23 protein-coding genes are annotated in these 26402 nt (G+C 51.4%); 14 read left to right on the top strand and 9 right to left on the bottom strand.

Features of this window, described 5'->3' with window-relative positions; all coding sequences use genetic code 11:
• The first annotated feature begins 31 nt into the window (after nt 1–31).
• The 7 genes from LC431_RS15145 to ghrB all read left to right on the top strand — a co-directional run bounded on the left by LC431_RS15145 (nt 32) and on the right by ghrB (nt 9026).
• A complete protein-coding gene (locus LC431_RS15145) occupies nt 32–1039 on the top strand; it encodes a LacI family DNA-binding transcriptional regulator (RefSeq protein ID WP_014411432.1) in 1008 nt (335 codons plus the stop codon).
• Nucleotides 1040–1179: 140 nt separating this feature from the next.
• Nucleotides 1180–3306: an alpha-galactosidase gene (locus tag LC431_RS15140; protein ID WP_223510044.1), complete on the top strand. Its 2127-nt coding sequence runs from the start codon at nt 1180–1182 to the stop codon at nt 3304–3306.
• Nucleotides 3307–3364: 58 nt separating this feature from the next.
• A complete protein-coding gene (locus LC431_RS15135; RefSeq protein WP_013573369.1) occupies nt 3365–4651 on the top strand; it encodes an MFS transporter in 1287 nt (428 codons plus the stop codon).
• 67 nt (nt 4652–4718) lie between these two features.
• A complete protein-coding gene (locus LC431_RS15130; protein WP_112197567.1) occupies nt 4719–5753 on the top strand; it encodes a LacI family DNA-binding transcriptional regulator in 1035 nt (344 codons plus the stop codon).
• Between the two features lie 213 nt (nt 5754–5966).
• Entirely contained in the window at nt 5967–6716 is a 750-nt protein-coding gene (locus LC431_RS15125) for a sugar phosphate isomerase/epimerase (protein ID WP_037033869.1), read from the top strand.
• Between the two features lie 43 nt (nt 6717–6759).
• A complete protein-coding gene (locus tag LC431_RS15120) occupies nt 6760–8052 on the top strand; it encodes an MFS transporter (protein WP_013573366.1) in 1293 nt (430 codons plus the stop codon).
• Nucleotides 8049–9026 carry a glyoxylate/hydroxypyruvate reductase GhrB gene (gene ghrB / locus LC431_RS15115; RefSeq protein WP_037033871.1) on the top strand — a complete coding sequence of 326 codons (978 nt, stop codon included), beginning with the start codon at nt 8049–8051 and terminating at the stop codon, nt 9024–9026. Before LC431_RS15120 ends, ghrB begins: the two co-directional genes overlap by 4 nt.
• A 67-nt stretch (nt 9027–9093) precedes the next feature.
• On the opposite strand, the gene LC431_RS15110 is transcribed toward ghrB, so the two are convergent.
• On the bottom strand, nt 9094–10305 hold the full coding sequence (locus LC431_RS15110) for a hypothetical protein (protein WP_126124554.1): 1212 nt from the start codon (nt 10303–10305) through the stop codon (nt 9094–9096).
• A 251-nt stretch (nt 10306–10556) separates the two neighbouring features.
• On the opposite strand from LC431_RS15110, the gene LC431_RS15105 reads away from it, so the two are divergent.
• Both LC431_RS15105 and LC431_RS15100 read left to right on the top strand, forming a co-directional pair.
• Entirely contained in the window at nt 10557–11807 is a 1251-nt protein-coding gene (locus tag LC431_RS15105) for a valine--pyruvate transaminase (RefSeq protein WP_223510043.1), read from the top strand.
• Nucleotides 11808–12164: 357 nt separating this feature from the next.
• Nucleotides 12165–12920 (top strand): YopT-type cysteine protease domain-containing protein, encoded by a 756-nt coding sequence (locus LC431_RS15100; RefSeq protein WP_223510042.1) that lies wholly within the window; start codon nt 12165–12167, stop codon nt 12918–12920.
• Between the two features lie 178 nt (nt 12921–13098).
• On the opposite strand, the gene ibpB is transcribed toward LC431_RS15100, so the two are convergent.
• Both ibpB and ibpA read right to left on the bottom strand, forming a co-directional pair.
• Entirely contained in the window at nt 13099–13533 is a 435-nt protein-coding gene (gene ibpB, locus LC431_RS15095; RefSeq protein ID WP_013573361.1) for a small heat shock chaperone IbpB, read from the bottom strand.
• Between the two features lie 129 nt (nt 13534–13662).
• Entirely contained in the window at nt 13663–14073 is a 411-nt protein-coding gene (gene ibpA / locus LC431_RS15090; protein ID WP_013573359.1) for a small heat shock chaperone IbpA, read from the bottom strand.
• Nucleotides 14074–14452: 379 nt separating this feature from the next.
• On the opposite strand from ibpA, the gene LC431_RS15085 reads away from it, so the two are divergent.
• Nucleotides 14453–14830, top strand: a complete 378-nt coding sequence (locus LC431_RS15085) for a YceK/YidQ family lipoprotein (RefSeq protein WP_013573358.1) — start codon at nt 14453–14455, stop codon at nt 14828–14830.
• 42 nt (nt 14831–14872) lie between these two features.
• Here LC431_RS15085 and LC431_RS15080 read toward each other — a convergent pair whose 3' ends face one another.
• From LC431_RS15080 to dnaA, 6 genes are all read right to left on the bottom strand, one after another.
• Nucleotides 14873–16135 carry a DUF3748 domain-containing protein gene (locus tag LC431_RS15080; RefSeq protein WP_223510041.1) on the bottom strand — a complete coding sequence of 421 codons (1263 nt, stop codon included), beginning with the start codon at nt 16133–16135 and terminating at the stop codon, nt 14873–14875.
• Nucleotides 16136–16161: 26 nt separating this feature from the next.
• Nucleotides 16162–16977: a sugar-phosphatase gene (gene yidA / locus LC431_RS15075; protein ID WP_223510040.1), complete on the bottom strand. Its 816-nt coding sequence runs from the start codon at nt 16975–16977 to the stop codon at nt 16162–16164.
• Nucleotides 16978–17120: 143 nt separating this feature from the next.
• Complete coding sequence (gyrB, locus tag LC431_RS15070; protein WP_223510039.1) at nt 17121–19535, bottom strand: DNA topoisomerase (ATP-hydrolyzing) subunit B; 2415 nt, start codon at nt 19533–19535, stop codon at nt 17121–17123.
• A gap of 19 nt (nt 19536–19554) precedes the next feature.
• On the bottom strand, nt 19555–20643 hold the full coding sequence (gene recF, locus LC431_RS15065; protein ID WP_037033875.1) for a DNA replication/repair protein RecF: 1089 nt from the start codon (nt 20641–20643) through the stop codon (nt 19555–19557).
• A gap of 127 nt (nt 20644–20770) precedes the next feature.
• Complete coding sequence (dnaN, locus tag LC431_RS15060) at nt 20771–21871, bottom strand: DNA polymerase III subunit beta (RefSeq protein WP_013573353.1); 1101 nt, start codon at nt 21869–21871, stop codon at nt 20771–20773.
• A gap of 4 nt (nt 21872–21875) precedes the next feature.
• The gene (gene dnaA / locus LC431_RS15055) at nt 21876–23267 is read right to left on the bottom strand and encodes a chromosomal replication initiator protein DnaA (protein WP_014333276.1); all 1392 of its coding nucleotides are present in this window, start codon (nt 23265–23267) and stop codon (nt 21876–21878) included.
• 686 nt (nt 23268–23953) lie between these two features.
• Here dnaA and rpmH point away from each other — a divergent pair.
• The 4 genes from rpmH to yidC are packed head-to-tail and all read left to right on the top strand — an operon-like array spanning nt 23954 to nt 26330.
• Nucleotides 23954–24094 carry a 50S ribosomal protein L34 gene (gene rpmH / locus LC431_RS15050; protein WP_009637487.1) on the top strand — a complete coding sequence of 47 codons (141 nt, stop codon included), beginning with the start codon at nt 23954–23956 and terminating at the stop codon, nt 24092–24094.
• Between the two features lie 18 nt (nt 24095–24112).
• Nucleotides 24113–24472 carry a ribonuclease P protein component gene (gene rnpA / locus LC431_RS15045; protein WP_071823635.1) on the top strand — a complete coding sequence of 120 codons (360 nt, stop codon included), beginning with the start codon at nt 24113–24115 and terminating at the stop codon, nt 24470–24472.
• Nucleotides 24436–24693, top strand: a complete 258-nt coding sequence (yidD, locus tag LC431_RS15040; RefSeq protein ID WP_013577705.1) for a membrane protein insertion efficiency factor YidD — start codon at nt 24436–24438, stop codon at nt 24691–24693. The genes rnpA and yidD overlap by 37 nt, the downstream gene beginning before the upstream one ends.
• A 2-nt stretch (nt 24694–24695) precedes the next feature.
• Nucleotides 24696–26330, top strand: a complete 1635-nt coding sequence (gene yidC / locus LC431_RS15035) for a membrane protein insertase YidC (RefSeq protein WP_013577704.1) — start codon at nt 24696–24698, stop codon at nt 26328–26330.
• The last annotated feature ends 72 nt before the right edge of the window (nt 26331–26402 follow it).

The following is a 26402-nucleotide window of genomic DNA, read 5'->3' as shown; positions in this document are numbered from 1 at the left end:
GTGTCTTCTCAACGGCGTTACGGGTGTCAGTATGTCTCTGAAAGCTATCGCGAAAGATCTCGGTATTTCCGTGACCACCGTCAGCCGCGCGCTGAACGGTTACGATGACGTTTCAGCAGAGACCAAAGCCCGTGTTCAGGCGGCGGCAAATGTGCGCGGTTACCGCCCCAACACCCTCGCCCGCCGGTTGAAAATGGGCAAGATCGACGCCGTTGGCCTCATTTTTCCCTTCACTTCCCACCCTTTAAGTAATTCTGCTTTTATCGAAATGGTCGGTTGTATCACCCGTGAACTGGCCAAACATGAAATCGACCTGTTACTGGTGCCGGACGAACTGGGCACCTTTTCGTGGCGGCGTCTGATTGAAAGCAAGCGCGTCGATGCCATGCTGGTGGCGCATACGCTGGATAACGACCCTCGCCTGCTGGATTTGCAGCAACGCAATTTCCCGTTTCTGGCACTGGGCCGCAGCGGTTGCCTGACGCAGGATTATGCCTGGTTTGATTTCGATAACCGCGCCGGTATGCAAATGGCGGTCGATCATCTCGCCGCACTCGGCCATCAGCGCATCGCGTTTCTTGGCGAAAATAATCAGCAATCGTTTATCGGACAGCGTTATCAGGGGTATCTCGACGGGTTGCAGGTCAACGCCCTGCCGGAAAACCCGGACTACATGCATAAAATCAGCCCAAGCCGTCGCGCCGGTTATCAGACCACGCAGGCATTGCTGGCGCTACCGGTACCGCCAACGGCGATTGTCTGCGACTGCAATATGCACGGCGAAGGCGCAGCACTGGCGTTACATGAAGCCGGTTTACTGCTCAGTGGCGGTATATCACTCATCATTTTTGACGGATTACCCCGTGACAGCGTGCCGGATGTGGCGGTGACCGCCGTCCGCCAGGGCACCCGCGAAGCGGTCGGTTTGCAAATCGCCACCATGACAATGTCGCTGATCCGCAACGAGCCACTGAAAGATTTACAGGTTCTCTGGCAGCCTGAACTGCAGGCGGGCGTTACCGCACATCCACCACGCTGATACTTCCCCTTTCGGTTATTTTTCCACCCTATATCACAAATCTGACGATTTACATTTCCCATCCGAAACGTTTCGGATCAATAGTTACTCCACCTGATCGCGTCTTATCAGCGCAAATCTTTGTTTGGAGCAGCGACTATATGGAAAACCAGATTGTTCATTTAACCGGCGGGAATACCAGCCTGATCGTGCGTTGCATGCCTTACGCCGAAATTCTTTACTGGGGAAACCGCCTCAGCCAGTTTTCAGCGAATGACATTATTTCGCTGAGCCGCGCGGTGCCCAATGGCCGGATTGATGTCGAAGCGCCGGTGAATGTCAGTGCCGACTCAGGGCGCGGTTCATTCGGCACACCGGGCATGGAAGGCCATCGCGACGGGCTGGACTGGTCGCCGGTATTCAATACCACGCAGGTAAAGCACGATGAAAACCAGCTCACCATTACCACCGAAGACCCGATCGCCGGACTGCAATTTCGCAGCGAGTTACGCCTCGATAACAGCGGCGTTTTGCAGGCACGTAACAGCCTGACCAACCTCAAACCCGGCACGTATCAGGTGACGCGACTGGCCGTGACGCTGCCGCTGCCGGAACGCGCCGCCGAAGTGATGGCCTTTCATGGCCGCTGGATCAAAGAATTCCAGCCGCACCGCACACGGCTGGATCACGGCGGCATCATTCAGGAAAACCGTCGCGGCAAAACCTCTTCCGAATATTTTCCGGCGATGATGATCGGTCATCCGGGTTTCAGCGAAGAACAGGGCGAAGTCTGGGGAATGCATCTGGGGTGGAGCGGCAACCACAGGCTGCGCGCCGACATCAAAAACGACGGCCGCCGTCTGGTGCAAGCCGAAGCGTTGTATCTCCCCGGTGAGCAACGACTCGGGCAAGGCGAAACTCTGGAAACGCCCTGGCTGTATGCCAGTTATTCAGCCAGCGGCCTGAACCGCATGAGTCAGCAATTCCACCAGTTTGTGCGTGAACAGATTTTGCGCTTCCCGGCTGAGAAACCGCGTCCGGTACATCTCAATACCTGGGAAGGGATTTATTTCGATCACGATCCTGACTACATCATGCAGATGGCGACCGAATCCGCCGCGTTAGGCGTGGAACGCTTCATTATCGACGACGGCTGGTTCCGTGGCCGCGACCATGACCGCGCCGCGCTCGGTGACTGGTATCTCGACGAGAAGAAATACCCGAACGGCCTGAAACCGGTGATCGACCATGTAAAAAAACTCGGTATGGAATTTGGCATCTGGGTCGAGCCGGAAATGATTAACCCGGATTCCGATTTATACCGCGCCCACCCTGACTGGCTGCTGGCGTTGCCGGGCTATCAGCAACCGAGCGGACGTCACCAGTTCGTGCTCAATCTGAACAATCCGCAGGTCTTTGATTATCTGCTGGAACGCATGAGCTGGCTGCTTGGCGAGCACGACGTCGATTATGTGAAATGGGACATGAACCGTGAAATTGTCCAGCCCGGCCATGAAGGTCGCGCGGCACTGACGTCACAAACGCAGCAGTTTTACCGCCTGCTCGACGCGCTGGGCGAACGGTTCCCGCAGATTGAGTTTGAATCCTGCGCGTCCGGCGGGGGTCGCATTGACTTCGAGGTGCTCAAACGCAGCCACCGTTTCTGGACATCCGACAATAACGACGCGCTGGAGCGGCAGAAAATTCAGCGCGGCATGAGCTATTTCTTCCCGCCGGAAGTGATGGGGTCGCACATCGGCAACAAGCTGTGCCATGCCACCTCACGCCAGCACAGCATTGAATTTCGCGGCCTGACGGCGCTGTTCGGTCACATGGGGATTGAGCTGGATCCGGTGAAAGAAGGCGATACCGAACGCGCCGGTTTTGCGAAATACACCCGCCTTCATCAACAACTTCGCCCGTTATTACACAGCGGCGACGTTTACCGCGTGGATACACACGACGAGACGGTGCTGATCAATGGCGTGGTCAGTGAAAGCGCCGATCGCGCGGTATTCCTGGTCAGCCAACTGGCGATGCCCACCTGGTCGTTACCCGGTGTGTTGCGGGTGCCGGGGCTAAGACCTGATGCGCGTTATCGCGTGACGGTGCTGGATGAACCGCCATTGCTGGCGGGCGGCGGCAGCGGTCACACCATGCGCGTACAACCGGCGTGGCTGCATGAATCTCCGGTATTGAGCGGCGAATGGCTGGCAAATGCCGGGCTGGCACTGCCGGTGTTGGATCCGGAAAGTGCCCTGCTGCTGGGCTTCGAAGAAATCAGATAACAACAAAAAACGCCGGTACGACAGTGCCGGTTTTCATGGTTTCGGCAAGGAAATCACTATGAACTCTACACAAACCTCAGATCGTTGCTTCTACAAAAACAATACTAATTTCTGGATATTTGGCAGCTATTTCTTCCTGTATTTCTTCATCATGGCGACCTGTTATCCGTTTTTACCGATCTGGCTTTCTGACGTGATCGGCCTGAGTAAGACGGAAACCGGTATCGTGTTCTCCAGCATGTCGTTGTTTGCCATTCTGTTTCAGCCGATTTTCGGCATCATTTCAGACAAGCTCGGCCTGAAGAAGCATCTTCTGTGGGTCATCGCCGTGCTGCTGTTCCTGTTTGCGCCGTTCTTCATTTACGTCTTCGCGCCGTTGTTAAAACTGAATATTGTGCTCGGTGCCATTCTCGGCGGCGCCTATATCGGTTTCGTCTTCGCGGGCGGTTCGGGCGCGACTGAGGCGTATATCGAAAGAGTGAGCCGCAACAGTTCGTTTGAATACGGTAAGGCGCGGATGTTCGGCTGTTTCGGCTGGGGGATTTGCGCCTCGACGGCGGGTGTGCTGTTTAATATCAACCCGGATATCGTGTTCTGGATGGGTTCCGGGGCCGCAATCATTTTGATGATTTTGCTGCTGATTGCCCGTCCACAGGAAAACAAAAACGCACAGGTTTTGGATAAACTCGGTGCCAATCAGCCGCAATTCTCGCTGAAAACGGCGGCTTTATTACTGAAAGAGCGCAAACTGTGGATGCTGATTTTGTATGTCATCGGCGTGGCCTGTGTGTATGACGTGTTCGATCAGCAGTTCGCGACGTTCTTCAAAACTTTCTTCGCGTCGCCACAGCAGGGCACGGAAATGTTCGGCTACGTCACCACCGCCGGTGAGTTGTGTAACGCACTGATTATGTTCTGTTCTCCGTGGATCATTAACCGCATCGGCGCGAAAAACACCTTGCTGCTGGCAGGCACGATTATGTCGATCCGCATTGTCGGTTCGTCATTTGCCACCACGGCGGTTGAAGTGATTTTGCTGAAGATGCTGCACGCGCTGGAAGTACCGTTCCTGCTGGTTGGCGTGTTCAAATACATCACGCAGATTTTTGATGTCCGGTTCTCGGCGACCATTTATCTGATCGGGTTTAACTTTGCCAAACAACTGGCGGCGATTTTCCTTTCGGCCTTCGCGGGCAGTTTGTATGACCGTATCGGATTCAGTGATACTTATCTGATCCTCGGCGGTATTGCCTTTGGCGTGACGATCATTTCCGCGTTTACCCTGAGCAGCAGGCCGAAGCCTGAAGCGGTTTCCGGGGTGCAAACGGCAGAAGGTTTGCGCTGACTTGCGGATGCAGTCTTTCAGCACTCTGTGCTAGTCTCCGTGGGATGAGCAAGAAGGGAGAAAGGCTGTGAGCAAAAAACAGGAACCGGGCGCTGCGGTTCGCGCCACGATACGTGACGTCGCCAGTGCCGCCAAAACCGGTAAAACCAGCGTTTCACGTTATCTCAACGGTGAACAACACCTGCTGTCCGATTCGCTGAAAGAGCGCATCGGACGGGCTATCTCCCTGCTCGATTATCAGCCCAGCCAGATGGCACGTAGCCTGAAAAGCGGGCAAACGCGGCTAATCGGGCTGATCCTCGCTGATATCACCAACCCGTATTCTGTCGATGTGATGCGTGGCGTTGAAGCCGCCTGCCGTCAGGAAGGGTTGACGCTGCTGGTGTGTAACACCAATAACGAGCTGGATCAGGAAAAGCATTACCTGCAATTACTCAGCAGTTATCGCGTCGATGGCATTGTGGTGAATGCCGTCGGGATGCGCGAGGCGGCGATTTCTACGCTGCAACAGGCCAATTTACCCATGGTGCTGATTGACCGTAAAGTGGCGAATTTCGCCTGCGACGTGATCGGACTTAACAACGTGGAAGCCACTCAGATGATGACCGGTCATCTTCTGGAGCAGGGGTTCGAAGCCCTGCTTTTCATCAGCGAACCCGCCAATATAAACACCCGCTTCGACCGCTTACACGCCTTTCTGAAATGCATGCAGCAATCTCCGCAGTATATTGCCGAACAGGGTGAAATTGAGCTGAGTAATACCGGAGGGCTGGATAATCTGCTGAAGGACTTTGTGGCACGGCACGCGGATAAACACAAAGCGGTGATGTGTGTGAACGGCGCACTGACGCTACAGGTTGCACGCGCTATGCAGCGGCTGAATCTGCGCTGGGGGCCGGACATCGGTTTATCCGGCTTTGACGAACTGGTGTGGGCAGAACTGGCGGGCGTCGGCATTACGACGCTGAAGCAGCCGACTTACGACATGGGCGTGGCGGCGCTCAGACAACTGGTGACCCGCATTCAGGGCAATACTGAGCCAGTTAAAGACCTGGAGTTTTCCGGCGAACTCATTGCGCGCGGTTCTACAGCAGCGCGCTGATCCCTCTTCTTCCCCCTGAACCTGCCCGTTCTTCGTGAGCGGGATCATATTTTTGCGCTTTTGTCCTGTCGATTGGAACCGGTTCCAATTAGGTTGTATAAAACGAAACAAAACGTTAACAAAGGCTCGACCTGTCATTTGTTCCACTAAAATAAGGTTTCGGAAATGATTGCCTGCGCCAGATTACAGGGCGCTTTCACAGGATAAGTATTCATGAAAAGAGAAATCGTCATTGTTACCGCAGCCTACGGCAACAGCGTGGTAAAAGCCCGCGGCGGCCAGGCGGAGCTGCTTTCAGTGATTGCTGATGCTAAGGCCGACGGTGTGGAAATTCGTCGCGAATTGTTCACTGCCGGAGAACTGGATTCGTTGCCAGCGCTGGCAGAAAAAATTAAAAGTCATGGATTGTTTGCGGTGTATTCCGTGCCGTTTCCGCTGTTTTCAGCCGGTGGCAAGCTTAATTCTGATGCATCACAATATTTTGAAGAGGCGCGCATTCTCAATGCCCGCACCATTAAGTTTTCTCTCGGCGAATTTATGCCGGGCCAGGATCTGACCCCGCTGAAGGTTGTGCTGGCGTCAAGCCCGGTGAAGCTGGTGGTTGAGAATGACCAGTCGCCGGATTGCGGCATTCTTTCACGCATTAACGCTTTTATGTTTGCTGCTGAGTCGCTGCATCTGCCGTTAAGCATGACGTTCGACATGGCCAACTGGCTGTGGGTCGGACAGGATCCGGCCGTGGCCGCTGAGCGTCTGGCGCGTCATGTGGGTTATGTGCATGTCAAAGCTGCACAAAAACGTAGCGGAAAATGGCATGCCGTCGCGCTCGATGACAGCGATGGCAGTTGGGAACCTTTATTGAAAAGCCTGCCTCAGGATGTGCCACGCGGTATCGAATTCCCGCTTGAGGGTGATGATCTGACCGCGGTGACGCGCCATTACGTAGAACTGTTACGTCAGTAAGCGCCGTCGGGACCGTGCTGATGCACTATCAGGAGAAACAGTTATGAACCAGTCCAGGATCGCCGCCCGCCGCTGGTGGTATATCATGCCGATCGTGTTCATCACTTACAGTCTGGCGTATGTCGACCGCTCGAACTTCAGTTTTGCCTCAGCGGCCGGTATCAACGACGATTTGGGCATTACCAAAGGGATGTCGTCCCTGTTGGGTGCACTGTTTTTTTTGGGCTATTTCTTCTTCCAGATCCCCGGCACGATTTACGCCGAACGCCGCAGTGTTAAAAAACTGATTTTCTGGTGTTTATTGCTTTGGGGGGGATTCGCCTCTTTAACCGGCGTGGTAACCAACATTCCGATGCTGGCAGTGATCCGCTTCGCCCTCGGCGTGGTGGAAGCTGCCGTGATGCCCGCCATGCTGGTGTATATCAGCAACTGGTTCACCAAATCCGAGCGTTCCCGTGCTAACACCTTTCTGATCCTCGGCAATCCGGTGACAGTGTTGTGGATGTCGGTGCTTTCCGGCTATCTGATCAAATCCTTTGGCTGGCGCGAGATGTTTATCTTCGAAGGCATTCCGGCGGTGATCTGGGCGGTTATCTGGTGGTTTACCGTCAAAGATAAACCTGAACAAGTCAGCTGGCTGAGCGACCAGGAGAAACAGGCGCTGGCCGCACAACTGGAAAAAGAGCAGAAAGACATTCAGGCGGTGGGCGGTTACCGGGAAGCCTTCCGCTCGCGCAATGTGGTGCTGCTTTGCCTGCAATATTTCTTCTGGAGCATTGGCGTGTATGGCTTTGTGCTCTGGCTGCCGTCGATTTTGCGCGACGGCAAATCAATGGGCATGGTCGAAGCGGGCTGGTTATCTTCCGCCCCTTATCTGGCCGCCACTATCGCCATGATCCTGGTGTCCTGGGCATCGGACAAAATGCAAAACCGTAAGTTGTTTGTCTGGCCGTTATTGCTGGTGGCCGCGCTGGCGTTCTTTGGTTCATGGGCCGCTGGCACAAACAATTTCTGGCTTTCGTACAGTTTACTGGTGGTTGCGGCTGCGGCAATGTATGCCCCGTACGGGCCGTTCTTCGCCATTATTCCTGAAATGCTGCCCAAAAATGTGTCCGGTGGCGCGATGGCTTTGATTAACAGCCTCGGCGCACTGGGCTCATTCTTTGGCTCCTGGTTTGTCGGCTATCTCAACGGCAATACGGGCAGTCCGGCAGCCTCATTTATTTTCATGGCCGTGTCGTTACTGGTTTCCGCAGGTTTAACCCTGCTGGTGAGACCGCGAAAGGCCAACATTCAGCCGAAAGAAGTTTCCTTAACCCAAGGGAGTAAGTCATGAAGCCGTCTATCGTTTTATATAAAAAATTACCCGCCGACCTGCATCAGCGTCTTGAAGAGCATTTCACCATCACTGAATTTGATGGCATTACGGATAAGAACCGTGCTCAGGTGTTTGATGCGCTGCAAAACGCCGAAGGGTTACTGGGTTCCGGCGGGAAAATTGATAAAGAACTTTTCGACCATGCACCGCGCCTGCGTGCGGTTTCTACCATTTCCGTCGGTTATGATAATTTCGATGTGGCAGAACTGACCCGCCGCGAAATCCCGATGATGCATACTCCGACGGCGCTGACCGATACCGTCGCTGACACGGTGATGGCACTGGTGCTCTCTACCGCCCGCCGCGTGGTAAATGTGGCCGAGCGCGTAAAAGCCGGTGAATGGAATGAAAACATTGGCGAAGACTGGTTCGGCATCGATGTTCACCACAAAACCATGGGCATCGTCGGCATGGGCCGTATCGGTCTGGCGCTGGCGCAACGTGCGCATTTCGGTTTCGACATGCCGATTTTGTACAATGCGCGCAGCCAGCATAAAGAAGCGGAAGAGAAGTTTGGCGCGCGTAAATGCGAGCTGGATGAGCTGCTGAAAGAGTCTGATTTCGTCTGTATCTTGCTGCCAATGACCGAACAAACCTTCCATCTGATCGGTAAGGAAGAGCTGGCGAAAATGAAATCCAGCGCGATTCTGGTCAGCGCAGGTCGTGGCCCGGTTATCGATGAACCAGCCCTGATCGAAGCGCTGAAAGCCGGTACGATTTATGGTGCTGGTATGGACGTGTTCGAGACTGAGCCGCTGCCAAAAGATTCTCCGCTGCTGAGCCTGCCAAACGTGGTGGCGCTGCCACATATCGGCTCTGCGACTCATGAAACCCGCTACGATATGGCGGCCTGCGCAGTGGATAACCTGATCGCCGCACTCAAGGGTGACGTGAAACAGTTCTGCGTGAACCCGGAAGTTCTGAAGAAGTAAGATAAAGAATGGGCGAGACCGGTCCGGGCGCAATCCTGCGGCCGGTCTCCCGATTATTTTCGAAGGGTCAGAGGTATTTCATTAATATCTCTCTGATTTTCCCGTCAGCTTTTCTTGCATATATTTCCTTGTTAAACGCATGAAGACTGCTTTTCAGCGCCAGCGTCGGGGCATCGTCGGGTGCCAGAAGCTTAAAGGAAAGGCTGCCAGTAAAGGCTTTTCTTCCGGCGACCATCGACTTAAATTTGTTGAGCAATTCTTCGCCCCCCAGTTCACGGGCACGGGTCTTCAATCCTTTAATAAGAGGGTCTTTCCAGGTTTGCTTGTCGTAATAAGGTAACCGCTTTTTCAGTGACAAATAATCGGAAAGGCTTTGATCGCCCGACATCATGCCAGTCTTGCTGATACTGGTCAGATTTTTAAACGTCGTGCCGGGAATGGTTTGGGTAATAACGATATGTACTTTTTTCTTTCCCGTACCGCGGGAGAAGCCGTGGCACTGGAATATATTTTCGTCTTGCATGGTTGAATAGTGACATTCAGAAAACAAATCATTATAAATTGACCCTGATAAGGAACCTTTGAGGTTTTTCAGTAATCGTTCAATACTCCCTTTTTCCCTGCACACCAGGACATAAGCTGAATTATTCAGCAAGCCACTGTCTTCTATCAATGAATTAATAATAAAAATCTGAGCACAGGTTGTCACGGTATCAGAACTTAAATAGGCAAGATATAAGCTACAATTTGCCGGCATCGATAAGTTATAACCGTCCAGTAATTTAATGATTTCCTGTTTTGCTGATTTTTGTATATTGATAACTTCCTGCTCAGGCATGGGTAAATAACCCATCGATTTCTTAGCGAATCCAAGGCTCTGGACAATGATGTTTTCGAAGCACAGACTCAACAGGGCAGCTTTATAATCACGATCAGATGAAGCCGCACCTCGGGTGACATCCATTTCATCAATGAGAATAACGGTGTTGCATGTGATTATGTCCAGCTGATAGAAAAAATCAGCCAGCACTGTCGATAATACATCGGGAGACAGGAGACTGTAGGGCGTCACAATAATTACCGGGTCATCATAATCCAATTTTTTACCCGGACTGAACACTTCCTTTCCCTGCATATTAATATGTCTTGTTTTGGCATTCACCGTAATTAATGCCCCCTCAGCCTGGGTGCTCCGCGCGATGTCTTTTATTTTCTTTCCCAGCGCATGGTCTCCTCCGCCTGCCGTGAAAATATTCAGTATAAGTATGCTTCTTTTCATTTTATCAACCTGATATATATATTCTTAAACATAATTATGCCAAGAAAGAAAAAATATCATAAGCCGTTTTTTATTACTCTGTCATTAAGCATAAAGGGTTCCGTTCAGGGATATTCGAAAAATACATTGAATGATTTTCCGTATTCATCTTTTTTAATACTTCTCCACGCCAAAACCCGCTGGTCCGATTGCACTGCCTTGCTGCAGGCGTTATGGTGGGTATCACATTTCGATAACATACAAAGCTTTCTATGACGTTTTCTGCTTTCGGTGACAAATTTACCCGTTTTTCAGGCATCACACGCCTGATGGGCGACATGAATGACGGTTTACGCACGCCTGGCGCGGTGATGCTCGGCGGCGGTAATCCGGCGCAAATTCCTGAGATGCAGGATTATTTCCAGACGCTGCTGACGGAAATGCTCGCCGCAGGCAAGCTGACCGAAGCGCTGTGCAATTACGACGGGCCGCAGGGCAAAGATGTGTTGCGTCATGCGCTGGCAGACATGTTACAGAAAGAACTCGGCTGGCAACTTGACGCGCAAAACATCGCACTGACCAACGGCAGCCAGAGCGCCTTCTTCTATTTGTTCAACCTGTTCGCCGGACGCCGTGCCGACGGTAGTATGTCAAAAGTATTATTCCCGCTGGCACCGGAATATCTCGGTTATGCCGATGCCGGTCTGGACGAAAATCTGTTTGTTTCAGCCAAGCCGAACATCGAATTACTGCCGGAAGGCCAGTTCAAATATCACGTCGATTTCGATCATCTGAATATCACCGATGATATCGGCCTGATCTGCGTGTCACGCCCGACCAACCCGACCGGCAACGTCATTACTGACGAAGAACTGATCCGCCTCGATGCGCTGGCACAGCAGAAAGATATTCCGTTATTAATCGACAACGCGTATGGCGTGCCGTTCCCGGGCATCGTATTCACTGACGCCACGCCGCTGTGGAATCCGAATATTATCCTGTGCATGAGCTTGTCGAAACTCGGCCTGCCGGGTTCACGCTGTGGCATCGTGATTGCTGATGAGAAAATCATCAAAGCGATCAGTAATATGAACGGGATTATCAGCCTGTCGCCGGGTAGTGTCGGCCCAGCGATTGCCCATGAAATGATTGTCCGTGGCGATTTGCTGCGCCTTTCCGAAGAAGTGATCAAACCGTTCTATTTCCAGCGCGTGCAGGAAACTATCGCCACGCTGCGCCGTTATCTGCCGGAAGAACGTTGCCTGATCCACAAACCGGAAGGGGCGATTTTCCTGTGGCTGTGGTTCAGGGATTTACCGATCACCACCGAAGTGCTGTATCAGCGCCTGAAACAACGTGGGGTACTTATGGTGCCGGGCGATTACTTCTTCCCGGGTCTCGAGCATCCGTGGCCACATACGCATCAGTGCATGCGGATGAATTACGTGCCTGATGCGGAACAGATCGAGCGCGGCGTGAAAATTCTGGCAGAAGAAGTAGAAAAAGCCCACGCTGAAGGCTGATTTTTCACCATAAAGTGACCAGAAGGAATGATATTCTTTCGGGTCACTTTATCAATCTAAGGCCCCTTACTCATGAGTAGAAAACAATCTTATTCTCAATGACATCATAAAGTTATTTATATCTCCCTCAACGCATCCAGATACACATTCATTCAAAAAAATCAATTCATTTTATATATAGATATACATCACTTTATATTTTTTACAGTTAAACAAAAAAATAACATTATTTATCAAAGAAATAAAAACCCAGTCAAGAGCTTTAGTATTTTACATAATCAATTAAATGGGAATTTTATTATCACTGGCGTATTTTTATGCAATATGTATTTTTTGATTTAAAAAATAGGTGAGAAAATGATTAACAGATTACGTCAATATATTAATAAAACAAACGGTACATACAGTTTTTTTAATCAGGTGACGTACATACAGCAAAACAAATGGGTAGCTAACAACCCCCGAAATCTTGGTGGAGCATGGTTAGGAAGTCATATAGATTCAGAAAGTAAACAAATTCAGTACGGATTACGTGGAGCCTGTTATGGCCTCTCTGCGGCATATTTAATTACTGGTAGAGATTGGAGTAGTTTCAAATGTTTCATCAATACCTCTGCATCGCATCGATTGATATTAGGAATAATGAATATTCAGGAACAGAACTCTGCGTTGGCATATAAACAAGCTAAATTAAAAGCACAAAAAAGTTTATTTGATAATTTTCACCGCAAAGGGCATTCCCCCAACGTAAACTACATGCGTACTCAAGACGCATACCATCTGATAATGAAGAATGAGGGGAGGTTGATCTGCTTAAAAACGTCAACTCTGCCGCAGGCCAGTACTACCGCTGCAAGAATCGAAGGGCTGGTAAAATCGTTAAGGCAAGACAGCTTATATGAAATAGGTATTTATAAGGGTTGCAAGGGAGGCCATTCCATCGCTATCAGAACAGATGGGAACATGATTAAACTCTTTGATGCAAATATAGGTGAAATATCTTACAACTACAACACAAAACAGATCATGCATTTTGTGGAAGCACTTTGTATAGTATTTGATGGGTGTTACAAGAACTACAACCGAATCACAGTAGACGAATATTATCGTTAAGTTACATCACTCTAAATACATGCTTACCTCATCACTAAGAGCTTCAATTACGGAAAACACTTTGAAAGACTTGAACAAAATAAATACACCTCGTTTTACTTACTGATTAAGATAATATATTCCTCATCACATCCCGTTTTATGTTCCCCCTCATCGGGGGAACATAAACAGATCACGTTTATTCAGACTGATTTTCCAGCGCCGGTTTTTCAGTACCAATCGCAATTTTTTGCGGTTGCAATGCTTCCGGTACATCACGAACCAGATTGATATGCAGCAGGCCATTCGTAAATTCAGCCGCCGAGACGTGCATATGCTCTGCCAGCGTGAAGCTCAGGGTGAAAGGCTTAATCACCAGCCCCTGATGCAAATATTCCACTTTAGTTTCCAGCTGAGCCGGTGTACCGCTGACCGTTAATCGCGGCCCTTCGACTTCAATATTCAGTTCGCTTTGCTGGAAACCGGCCAGCGCCAGTGAAATGCGGTAATGGTTGTCATCAGACTTTTCAATATTGTAAGGAGGAAAAGCCTGATCGGCGCCTTGCATTGAACTGGCTAATTTATCGAAACCAATCCACTGACGCAGTAATGGGGAAATATCATAATTACGCATAATGTAACTCCTTCTTTGAAGCGAGATGATTAATGTCGTCATCCTTTTTGGATGTGACAGTACAGCTCCCTGACGGCGAGCCTAAACTTTTTCATTTCGTGGCGGTCAACAACGATGATGGTCGCTGAATTAACGGATCTCGATACGCCGTGGTTTGGACGACTCAGGAACGACACGTTCCAGATCGATATACAGCAAACCGTTCGACAAATTGGCCGCTTTTATCTGAATATGTTCAGCCAACTGGAATTTGCGCTCGAAATTACGTTCCGCGATGCCCTGATATAAATAGGTTCGCTCAGTATCGCCAGGTGCATGCGCGCCTTTGACCAGCAGCATGTTGTCATGCGCAGTGATGTCCAGCTCAGATTCGGCAAAACCTGCGACCGCGATAGCAATCCGGTAATGATTTTCGTCAACCAACTCGACATTATAAGGGGGGTAGCCGCCGCCCTGATTCTGACCCGATTCGATAAGATTAAATAAGCGGTCAAAACCAATGGCAGAACGGTAGAGCGGGGATAAATCAAAATTACGCATTGCTACTTCTCCTGATATTCAGCGAGTTTTTTAAATAGCCTTCCAGGCGGACAGACTAGCGTCACAGTGATGACAGAAGAACCCTTCCGGCGTTTCTCCTCCTGCGTCGTACAGTTAAAATGGAGACAAAAGGGCATATTTCAAGCCTGAAAAAACAAAAAATTTGGCTGTTGTTTATATGATGACAGCCAAAATTCATGACGGGACAGGGCTACAATCCAGGGAGAGCAGGCGAATTCCTGCAAGATTTCAAATAGTAATTACACTTAATGGGATCGCAGCCACAGAGCTACAGCTTGCTTTGTTAATTTTTTGGGCTGAGTGGTATAAGTCACATTGACGTATAAGCTCAGCCTGACAGCATAAGATGAGTTCTAACATGACGAAATTTGCATTAACGCCGCTGATGACAGGATGTGTTTTTTTAGCGACGAGCGGTTGCTCCAGCGTAATGAGCCATACAGGTGGTGACACCGGATATTATTCAGGCGCACGTGCTGATGTGAATATGATAAAAAGCGATGACACCAGTTGGGCGATGACGCCGCTGCTGTTGATTGATTTGCCGTTCAGCGCCGTGCTGGATACGGTATTGCTGCCTTATGATTATTTTCGCAGCGGAAAAGTGACGACGCGCGATCGCGTCAAAGCCAGTGAAGAACACAATATTGCGCTGAGTAACGGTGTGGATATCGATCACATCCCGCCCATGACGACCACGCCGCGTCAGCAAAAATCGTCGACACATAAGAAGTAGTCACAATAAAACCGGCCTGTTCCGACCGGTTTACATCGTTCGCTAATCGCTATCGGCCACGCAAATCTGCGCATAGCCGTTACACTGGCGCATAAACGCCACTTTGCTGCCATCGGGAGAATACACTACGGCATCGGCACAGGGTGCGTTTTCTGATCGTTGCGTTAACCGCTGCATCTTTCCGCTTTCCATGTCCAGCCGCATCACGCTGTTATCGCATACCAGCGCCAGTGATTTTCCGTCCTGGCTCCAGCTGAAGGCTGATTGAATTCCGCTTTCAGAATGGCTGATTTGCGCCGGCGCGCCGCCGTTAGGTGACACCGTCCAGACCTGAACCACTCCGGTTTCATCTTGCATCAGAAACGCAATCTTTGCGCCATCCGGCGATACGCGCAACCAGTGACGCGGTTGCAGGGCAATACCATTTTCAGTAAAAGTAATCCGTCTCTGTTTCACGCCCGCGGGTGACGCAGGCAGCATTTCCGGCGTGCCCTGCAAAGGTTTATCACCCGCCTGACGGTAATCCTCATCATTGCGCGGCAAATCCACCACAAAGATTTCCGGGTGCTTTTCACCACGAGCGGAAAGCGTGTCGCCGATAAAAGCCAACGCCCACCGCTGACGGCTGCCATCCGGTTTCAGATAGCCTTCACGGCCAATCCAGCCTTCTTCGTAAGCCCGGTTGATTTCATCGCTGCCGGGGTGAGGACAGGGCGTGGTTTCGCTGACCAGCATGCTGAAATGGCTTCCATCGTATTCACGGGGATGATGCTTTGGCGGAATAACGGGATATCCTGAAATCGCCACGCCGACGTTGCGCAGATCGAGCGCCGGATCGCGTTCATGAAACACATGGTCGTTATAGGTAAAGCTCAGACGCGAACCGTCCGGGCTGAAGACGTGAACATGTGTGCCACCGCGCAGGGCTCCGGCGGTAAAGGGGGCGGTAATGTCCATCGCATCCAGCGTGACGGCCTTTTCGCGCGCGGGCTCAGTGACAATAACTCCGCGACGGTGATGAAAATCATACTGCCAGCTGACATCAGGATTTTCAGGGCCATGAATAAACGCATAACGGACAGGAAGATCCGGGCTGACGGTCACCACTCCCACATGCGCGCCGTCTTTTGCCTGATAAAGGACTTCCGTCTCACCGGTTTCGACATTCACGCGCTCAATGGTTGAACCGCTAAAAGAACCGCCATGCGGACGGACGTCATACACCAGCCACTGGCTGTCCGGCGTCCAGACATTAATGTTGGTGAGCTGATGCCCGCGGGCATCAGAAGTTAATTGTTTTTCCATGGCTGAGAGGTTCCTTCGGTACAAGCTCAGACGTTCAGAACAAATTTCTCGACCGCAAACGCCACGCCGTCTTCCGTGTTTGTTTTGGTAACGAACTGGCTGACGGCTTTTACGCTGTCCAGCGCATTCCCCATCGCGACACCAATTCCGGCGTATTCCAGCATCGCAATGTCGTTCTCCTGATCACCGAGCGTCATCACGCTCTCCCGCGCGATACCCAGTTTTTCCGCCAGTACTTTCACGCCTTCGCCTTTATTCACGCGTTTATCCAGGATTTCGAGGAAATACGGCGAACTTTTCATGATGGTGTAGCGTTCTTTTGCTTCAGCAGGAAGCTGACTGATGGCGCGATCCAGCAAGTCCGGATCGTCAATCATCATGACTTTCGGGAAGGTCAGTGCCGGATCCATTTCTTCAGCAGGGCAGAATTGCAGCGGAATACCGGTGGTGAAAGATTCATGCACGCTGTATTTGCTGATATGACGGTTGGCGGTAAACAGGTCTGTTTTGGTCAGTGCGTGGAAGTGAACACCGAGCTGACGGGCCAGTTGTTCAAAGTAGTGATAATCTTCAATTCTGAGGGCTATTTCGGCGATCACGCTGCCATCTTTGGCATTATGCACCAGCGCACCGTTGTTGGTGATGCAGTAACACCCTTCCTGCTGTAAATCCAGTTCCATCAGATAACGCTGTACGCCAATAAAAGGACGGCCAGTCGCCAGAACGATTTGCACACCCTTTGCCCGTGCTTCTGACAACGCTTTTTTAACGGCAGGAGTGACTTCATGTTGCGGATTGAGCAACGTCCCGTCCATATCAATTGCAATTAATTCAATAGCCATAGCATCCTCAGAGTTTAAATAACCTGCTTCAATGCTAACGCGATTAGCCGCTGTAAAGCCAGCCGGAATGCGGGTCGCGTCAGACGAAAAAAAAAGTCCGAAACGGTTTCCCGGTTCGGACTCTTTATCAGCTCAGACCCTTATCAGATATCGATATTGGCGGCTTTCAGGGCGTTCTCTTCGATAAAGGCGCGGCGCGGTTCAACCGCATCGCCCATCAGCGTCGTGAACAACTGGTCAGCGGCGATGGCATCCTTCACGGTCACACGTAACATGCGACGTTGCTCAGGATCCATGGTGGTTTCCCACAACTGCTCAGGGTTCATTTCACCCAGACCTTTGTATCGCTGAATCGACAGACCACGACGGGATTCTTTCACCAGCCATTCCAGCGCCTGTTCGAAGCTGGTGACAGGCTGACGGCGTTCGCCACGTTCGATGAAGGCATCTTCTTCGATCAGGCCGCGCAGCTGTTCGCCCAGCGCACAGATTTTGCGGTATTCGCCGCCTTTGATGAAGTCGGCATCCAGATCGTAATCGGTATCAACACCGTGGGTGCGGATACGCAGAACCGGCTCGAACAGCTGATGTTCGCGGTTTTCACGCACGATCGCGCTGTAAGAACTGCCGTGCTGCTCTTTCTCGTTGAGACGCGCCACCAGCGATTCCATCCAGGCCTGCACTTTCGCCTGATCAGCCAGATCTGCACCCGGCAGGGTCGGCTGATAGATCAGGTTATTCAGCAGCGCACGCGGATAACGACGTTCCATGCGGCCAATCATTTTCTGCACGCTGTGATGTTCAGCCACCAGTTTCTCCAGCGGTTCACCCGCCAGGGCTGGCGCATGGGCGTTGGCGTGTAACGTTGCCCCGTCCATCGCAATGGAAATCTGATACTGATCCATTGCTTCGTCATCTTTAATGTACTGTTCCTGCTTGCCTTTTTTCACTTTGTACAACGGCGGCTGGGCGATGAACACGTGACCACGTTCTACAATTTCAGGCATCTGACGGTAGAAGAAAGTCAGCAACAGGGTACGGATGTGTGAACCATCGACGTCGGCATCGGTCATGATGATGATGCTGTGATAGCGCAGTTTGTCCGGGTTGTATTCGTCACGGCCAATGCCGCAACCGAGTGCTGTAATCAGCGTTGCCACTTCCTGAGAAGAGAGCATTTTGTCGAAGCGCGCTTTCTCAACGTTGAGGATTTTACCTTTCAACGGCAGAATCGCCTGGTTCTTACGGTTACGGCCTTGTTTTGCAGAGCCGCCCGCTGAGTCCCCTTCCACTAAGTACAGTTCGGAATGTGCCGGGTCGCGTTCCTGACAGTCCGCCAGTTTGCCTGGCAAGCCAGCCAGATCCAGCGCGCCTTTACGGCGGGTCATTTCACGCGCTTTACGTGCTGCTTCACGGGCACGCGCTGCGTCGATGATTTTACCGACAACGATTTTGGCGTCTGACGGGTTTTCCATCAGGTAATCCACCAGCTTCTCGTTCATCAGCGTTTCAACCGCTGTTTTCACTTCAGAAGACACCAGTTTGTCTTTGGTCTGAGAAGAGAACTTAGGATCCGGCACCTTCACAGACACCACAGCAATCAGGCCTTCACGGGCATCGTCACCGGTGGCGCTGATTTTGGATTTCTTGCTGTAGCCTTCTTTATCCATGTACGCGTTCAGGGTACGGGTCATTGCCGAACGGAAACCGGCTAAGTGAGTCCCGCCATCGCGCTGTGGAATGTTGTTGGTGAAGCAGTAAATGTTTTCCTGGAAACCGTCGTTCCACTGCAACGCCACTTCAACGCCAATGTCATCTTTGACCGTGGAGAAATAGAATACGGTCGGATGGATTGGGGTTTTGTTTTTGTTCAGGTATTCCACGAAGGCTTTGATACCGCCTTCATAATGGAAGTGATCATTCTTACCATCACGTTTATCCAGCAGACGGATTGCCACGCCGGAGTTCAGGAATGACAATTCACGCAGGCGTTTCGCCAGAATCTCATACTCGAATTCTGTGTGATTGGTGAAGGTGTTGAAGCTCGGCCAGAAACGTACCGTGGTACCGGTTACGTCAGTATCGCCAATCACTTTCAGCGGATCCTGCGGCTCGCCGTGCACGTAAGTCTGAGTGTGCACTTTGCCTTCACGGCGGATAACCAGTTCCAGTTTTTCCGACAAGGCATTAACGACGGAAACACCTACGCCATGCAGACCGCCGGAGACTTTATACGAGTTATCGTCGAATTTACCACCAGCATGAAGAACGGTCATAATGACCTGAGCAGCAGAAACGCCCTCTTCTTCATGAATGCCGGTCGGAATACCACGGCCATCATCCTGTACGGAAACAGAGTTATCCGCATGGATCGTGACCTGAATCTCTTTACAGTGGCCCGCGAGGGCTTCGTCGATAGCGTTGTCCACAACCTCGAATACCATGTGGTGCAGACCAGTGCCGTCATCGGTATCGCCGATATACATGCCGGGGCGCTTACGCACCGCGTCCAGCCCTTTTAATACCTTGATACTTGAGGAGTCATAAGAATTCGACATCAACGTTTCTCGCTCATTTTTAGTCCTGTGATAGAACGGCTATTTTACCTTGTTCCACGCGGAACATCTTGCCCTTTTCACCCATCATGTCGGTCACTTGCTCAGCGCTTATCGCACTGACAAAAACCTGTGCCTGGGTGGCTTTCAGGCGATCAGCCAGCAACCGACGTCGGTCGGTGTCCAGCTCAGAGGCAAAATCGTCAAGAAGATACAGGCAACGCCGCCCGCTCTGTCGGGTGAGAAACTCACCCTGCGCCAGTCTCAGCGCACACATCAGTAACTTCAACTGCCCACGGGACAGTAAATCTTCCACCGGCGTGCCGTCGGCACGAATGCGGAAATCCGCTTTATGCGGGCCTGATGCGGTATAGGTTAAGGCTCTGTCGCGTTCAAAATTACGCTCCAGCAACTCGCCGTACTCCGTCTCCTTATCCCATCCACGCTGGAAAGAAAAACTGAGGGCGAATTCGGGCAGGAATTGCGCGCAGGTCGCGCTGATATCAGCCGCGATCGCGTCGCTGTAAGCTGCCCGCCATTCGCTAATACGCCCGGCTAACGGGATCAGTTCCTGATCCCAGGCACGAATTTGCGCATAACGACTCACCTGTCGCAGCGCGGCGTTGCGCTGCTTGAGTAACCGTCGCAGGTTGCTCCAGGCGATAAAAAAACCGGGGTCGTGATGAAAACAACCCCAGTCAATAAATGCCCGCCGGTACTTCGGCCCGCCGTTGAGCAGGGTGAAGCCTTCGGGTGTGATCAGTTGCATCGGCAGCATCTGTGCCAGTTCAGACACTTTGTGGCCATCACTGCCATCAATGCGTACTTTACTGTCGCCCTGACGGCTTTTGCTCAGACCAATCGACAATTCACGATCACCGCCGTCATCCACACGCGCATGGAGAACAAACTCCGGCTGATCGTGACGAATCACGCGTCCGGCCTGCAAACTGCGAAAAGCGCGGCCATGCCCCAGCGTATAGACCGCTTCGAGCACACTGGTTTTACCGCTACCATTGGGACCGACCAGAAAGTTAAAACCGGGCGACGGATCTAAATCTGCCGCCTCGATGTTGCGGAAATCTTTTATCAGTAAGCGCGTTAAGGCCATCTACTATCCATTCCAGGGCATCATCGTCGCAGTCAGTTTGCGTGCAGCTACAGTAAGCGGAGCATACTCAGGTGCGTGGGCATTGCGAACACTGCCCGATCGCAAAATGACAAGTCAGATAGCCCGATTACAGCCGCATTGGCATAACGACATACGCTGCCGACTGACTGGCTGCGTCTTCAATCTGCACGCTGGAAACAGAGTCCGTCAGCAACAGATTAACGTCTTCGCACTTGAGTGCATTGAGCACATCCAGTACGTAACTGACGTTGAAACCGATTTCCATTTCAGTGCCTTCGTAACCGACATCCAGAATTTCTTCTGCCTCTTCCTGTTCCGGGTTATTCGCGGTGATTTTCAGCTGGTTATGGCTGACATACAAACGTACGCCACGGAATTTTTCATTGGACAGGATCGCGGCACGGGCAAACGCCTGCTTGAGCAAATCGCAGCCTGCCTGCAGCGTTTTGTCCGGATTTTTCGGCAATACGCGGCGATAGTCAGGGAAACGACCGTCAACCAGTTTAGAGGTAAAGATGAAGTCGCCGACGTGAGCACGGATATTGTTGCTGCCGATTTGCAGCTGCAATGTGGTGTCACCGCCATCAAGCAGACGCACCAGTTCCATCACGCCTTTACGCGGCACGATCACCGAATGCGACGGCAGAGACTGGCCGATTGGCATAGAACATACGGCCAGACGGTGACCGTCGGTCGCGACAGTACGCAGTTCTTCACCTTCGGTTTCGAACAGCATACCGTTTAAATAATAACGAACGTCCTGATGGGCCATAGAAAACTGCGTGGCTTCGATCAGACGTTTCAACGTGGCCTGCGGCAGGGTGAATTCTACTTCGCTTTGCCAGTCGTCGAGATTAGGGAAATCTGTCGCCGGTAAGGTCGACAGCGAGAAACGGCTGCGGCCTGATTTTACCAGCATGCGGTCGCCGTCGAGCGCGACGGAAATTTCCGCGCCTTCCGGCAATCCACGGCAGATATCAAAGAATTTACGCGCCGGCACCGTGGTGGCACCCGCTTCATGTGGCTGAGACAGCGCGACTTTCGCCACCATCTCCATTTCCAAATCCGTCCCGGTCAGCGACAGCGCGCCATCCGTCACCTGTAATAACAGGTTACCCAGAATAGGCAACGTTGGTCGTCCACCCAGCGGACTACTGACCTGTTGCAGTGGTTTCAGCAAATGCTCACGTTCAACAATAAATTTCATAGCGCTAGGAAGATAATGTTCTGATTAAGTTGGAGAAATCTTCTTTGATGTCGTGACTTTCTTCACGCAACTGCTCGATTTTACGGCAGGCGTGCAACACCGTGGTATGGTCCCGACCACCGAACGCATCGCCGATTTCTGGCAGGCTGTGGTTGGTCAGCTCTTTCGCCAGCGCCATCGCCATCTGGCGTGGGCGGGCTACCGAACGGGAGCGCCGTTTGGAAAGCAGGTCAGCGACCTTGATTTTATAATATTCGGCCACTGTTTTCTGAATATTATCGATAGTGACCAGCTTCTCCTGAAGCGCTAACAAATCGCGCAACGCTTCACGAACGAAGTCGATAGTGATCGCACGGCCGGTAAAGTTGGCGTTGGCAATCACACGGTTCAGTGCGCCTTCAAGCTCACGCACATTCGATCGCAGACGTTTAGCAATAAAGAAGGCAACTTCGCCCGGCAGACGAATATCGTTTTCGTCCGCCTTTTTCATCAGGATCGCCACGCGGGTTTCTAATTCAGGCGGCTCGATAGCCACCGTCAGACCCCAGCCGAAACGCGATTTCAGACGATCTTCAACACCGTTGATCTCTTTTGGATAACGATCCGAGGTCAGGATGATCTGCTGATTACCTTCCAGCAGGGCATTAAAGGTGTGGAAGAACTCTTCCTGCGAACGTTCTTTATTAGCAAAGAATTGAATGTCATCGATGAGCAACGCATCAACAGAACGGTAGTAACGTTTGAATTCTTCGATGGCGTTGTTTTGCAGGGCTTTGACCATGTCCTGTACAAAACGCTCGGAGTGCATGTACACCACTTTGGCATTGGCTTTACGCGCCATGATGCCGTTACCGACGGCGTGCAATAAGTGGGTTTTACCCAGACCGGTGCCACCATAAAGGAAAAGCGGGTTGTACGCGCCACCCGGATTATCCGCCACCTGACGCGCCGCCGCGCGAGCCAGTTGGTTAGATTTACCTTCTACGAAGTTATCAAAGGTATGTTTCGGGTTGACGTTAGAGCGATAAGACAGCTCAGGCTGAGCCGGTGAGCTGTCCCAGCTTGGACGGGAAGGCGCCAGACGCGGAATGGCAGGCGCAGCCTGTGAACTGACGCTGGCCGCAACAGGCTGGCTGACGCGTTGGATCACCGGCTTGCTGCCGACTTCAAAACGCAGCAACGGTGCATCCGTGCCACAGAAATCGTTAAGCAAGCCGTTAATATTATTTAGGTATTTGTCACGAACCCAATCCAGAACAAAACGATTCGGGGCATACAGCGCCAGCGTATTGTCGTTGAGTTCCGCCTGCAGGGGGCGTATCCACATACTGAATTCTGTGGCAGGTAGTTCATCCTGCAAACGGGCAAGACATTGCTGCCAAAGCGAAAGTGACACGGCGGACTCCACTCGAACAAGTATCAAAAAAGAAAAGGATCAGGATATTTTTTAAATCATGATTTTTGGCACACGTTCCGCCCGCTAATGGGGGAAAATTTCTCTCACCACCCTGTCAGTGGCGTAAAGTCACGTGCGAACCGCTTTTTGCGGTTTTTGTCGATAGCATCCCAGCCGGGATCGCGATCGGAATGGCGGATCATAACGCAATCCGGCCCAGAGATCCTCCCCTTCCTGACAGATTAGATCCTTTTTATCCACAGGCAGCAATCGGCAAGTGGGTAAGCTTAGCCGATCCTTTTAAAATTAGGCGATGTAATCATCACTCTGGTGAAAAAATAGGAGTCCGCTGAGTTAAATTTCATCATACTGCGAGAAAGATCGCACGCCTGTGGATAAGGATCAGGCGAGGATCCTTGCGATTTGCGGCAGAGTCCGTATAATCTTCAGCCCTACGTGTGAAGCCTGTGTTCCTGATGGTCATAACCAGATGGATATTGCGGTGTGACCACGGGCAATTCTGGTAAACACTTGAACCATTTCTGGCAATGTAAATTGACTCAGGACTGTACAGTTATTACAATCCCGCTTCTTTATATGTTGCGACAAAGGCACCGGTCGTTTTTTCGCCGAAATGTCTTCGCGTTTACTGATCAGTAATAATTTAAGTTTAGGTAGAAATCGCCATGAAACGCACTTTCCAACCGTCCGTATTGAAGCGCAACCGTAGCCACGGCTTCCGTGCTCGTATGGCCACCAAAAATGGTCGTCAGGTTCTGGCTCGCCGTCGTGCGAAAGGCCGTACCCGTCTGTCAGCTTCTAAGTAATAAAAGCTAACCTATTTAGTGGTTAAGCTCGCTTTTCCCAGGGAGTTACGTTTGTTAACTCCCCGTCATTTCACTTTCGTCTTCCAGCAGCCACAACGGGCTGGCACGCCGCAAATCACTATACTCGGCCGCCTGAACGAGCTGGGGCATCCCCGCATCGGTCTCACCGTCGCAAAAAAACACGTCAAACGCGCACATGAACGCAATCGGATCAAACGCCTTACCCGCGAAAGTTTCCGGTTGAATCAGCATACGCTGCCGTCGATGGATTTTGTGGTAGTAGCCAAAAAGGGTGTCGCCGATTTAGATAATCGCGCGCTGACGGAAGCGTTGGAGAAATTATGGCGTCGACATTGCCGACAGGCTCCCGCATCCTGATAAAGCTGATACGTGGTTATCAGCTATTCATCAGTCCGTTGCTCGGGCCGCATTGCCGCTTTCGACCAACCTGCTCTCAATACAGTATTGAAGCAATTGGTCGTTTTGGCATGTTAAAAGGCAGTTGGTTGACTTTGAAACGCGTATTAAAATGCCATCCTTTGAACCCAGGTGGTGATGACCCCGTACCGCCGAAAACCGACAATAACAGAGAACACTAACGATGGATTCGCAACGCAATCTTTTCCTCATCGCTCTGCTGTTCGTGTCTTTCATGATCTGGCAGGCATGGCAAACGGACCACGCTCCGCAACCGGCCAACCAGACCACGCAACAGACTGCGAACACTGCAAACGGTGATGCTACTAATCAGGCTGTTCCTGATAGCGGACAGGGCAAATTAATTACAGTTAACAGTGATGTGCTGTCATTAACGATCAACACCCGTGGTGGCGACATTGAGCAGGCTCTGCTGAAGGCTTACCCAACGACTTTGGGCTCTGACCAGCCTTTCCAGTTACTGGAAACTACTCCTAATTTCCTCTATCAGGCACAAAGTGGTCTGACAGGTAAAAACGGTCCAGACAATCCGGCTAACGGTGAACGCCCTCTGTTCAAGGCGAGCTCCGATACCTTCACAATGGCTGAAGGCCAGTCTGAACTGCGCATTCCGATGACTTACACGGCGGCGAACGGTGCGATTTACACCAAAACCTTCGTGATCAAACGTGGTTCTTACGCGGTAAACGTTGAATACAACATCAACAACACCACGGCTGCCCCGCTTGAACTGACCATGTTCGGTCAGCTGAAACAAACCACCGAATTACCTAAGCACCGTGATACCGGCAGCAATAACTTTGCTCTGCACACGTTCCGCGGCGCGGCATATTCCTCAAGTGATGACAAATATCAGAAGTATGCGTTCGATAAGAGCGAAGCACTGAATGTCACGACTCAGGGTGGTTGGGTTGCGATGTTGCAGCAGTACTTTGCAACGGCGTGGATCCCATCAGCGAAAGACACCAATACCTTCTTCACCACCACCAATAACGGTATTTCAACGATTGGCTTTAAAGGCACACCGTTTACCGTTGCACCAGGTGCACAGCAACAAGTTGCTTCTATCCTGTGGGTTGGTCCGGAAATTCAGGACAAGATGGCCGCTATCGCGCCACACCTTGACCTGACGGTTGACTACGGTTGGTTATGGTTCATCTCTCAGCCACTGTTCAAACTGTTGAAATTCATTCAAGGGTTTGTCGGTAACTGGGGCTTCTCGATCATCGTTATCACCTTTATTGTTCGCGGTATCATGTATCCACTGACCCGCGCACAGTACACGTCGATGGCGAAAATGCGTATGTTGCAGCCGAAACTGGCCGCCATGCGTGAACGTATCGGTGATGACAAACAGCGCATGAGTCAGGAAATGATGGCGCTGTATAAGTCTGAGAAAGTGAACCCGCTGGGTGGCTGTCTGCCGCTGGTTATTCAGATGCCAATCTTCCTGGCACTGTATTACATGCTGTCTGGTTCCATTGAACTGCGCCACGCGCCATTCATCCTGTGGATCCATGACTTGTCAGCACAAGACCCGTACTACATTCTGCCGGTTCTGATGGGTATCACGATGTTCTTCATCCAGAAGATGTCGCCGACCACAGTCACTGACCCGATGCAGCAGAAGATCATGACCTTCATGCCGGTCATCTTCACCGTGTTCTTCCTGTGGTTCCCGTCTGGCCTGGTGGTGTACTACATCGTCAGTAACCTGGTCACCATTCTCCAGCAGCAGCTGATTTATCGCGGGCTGGAAAAACGTGGCCTGCACAGCCGCGACAAGAAAAAGTCATAAGTGAATGTCAGGACGGCTTTCGTCCTGACCGCTAAACTTGATGATAAAAAAGAAAGGCGATCATTTGATCGC

Origin of the sequence: Rahnella sp. GSA61A, assembly GCF_019969905.1 — a bacterium.
Taxonomy (GTDB): domain Bacteria; phylum Pseudomonadota; class Gammaproteobacteria; order Enterobacterales; family Enterobacteriaceae; genus Rahnella; species Rahnella aceris.
The sequence above is the reverse complement of the archived record's forward strand: the minus strand, read 5'-3'. Positions and strand labels throughout refer to the sequence as shown.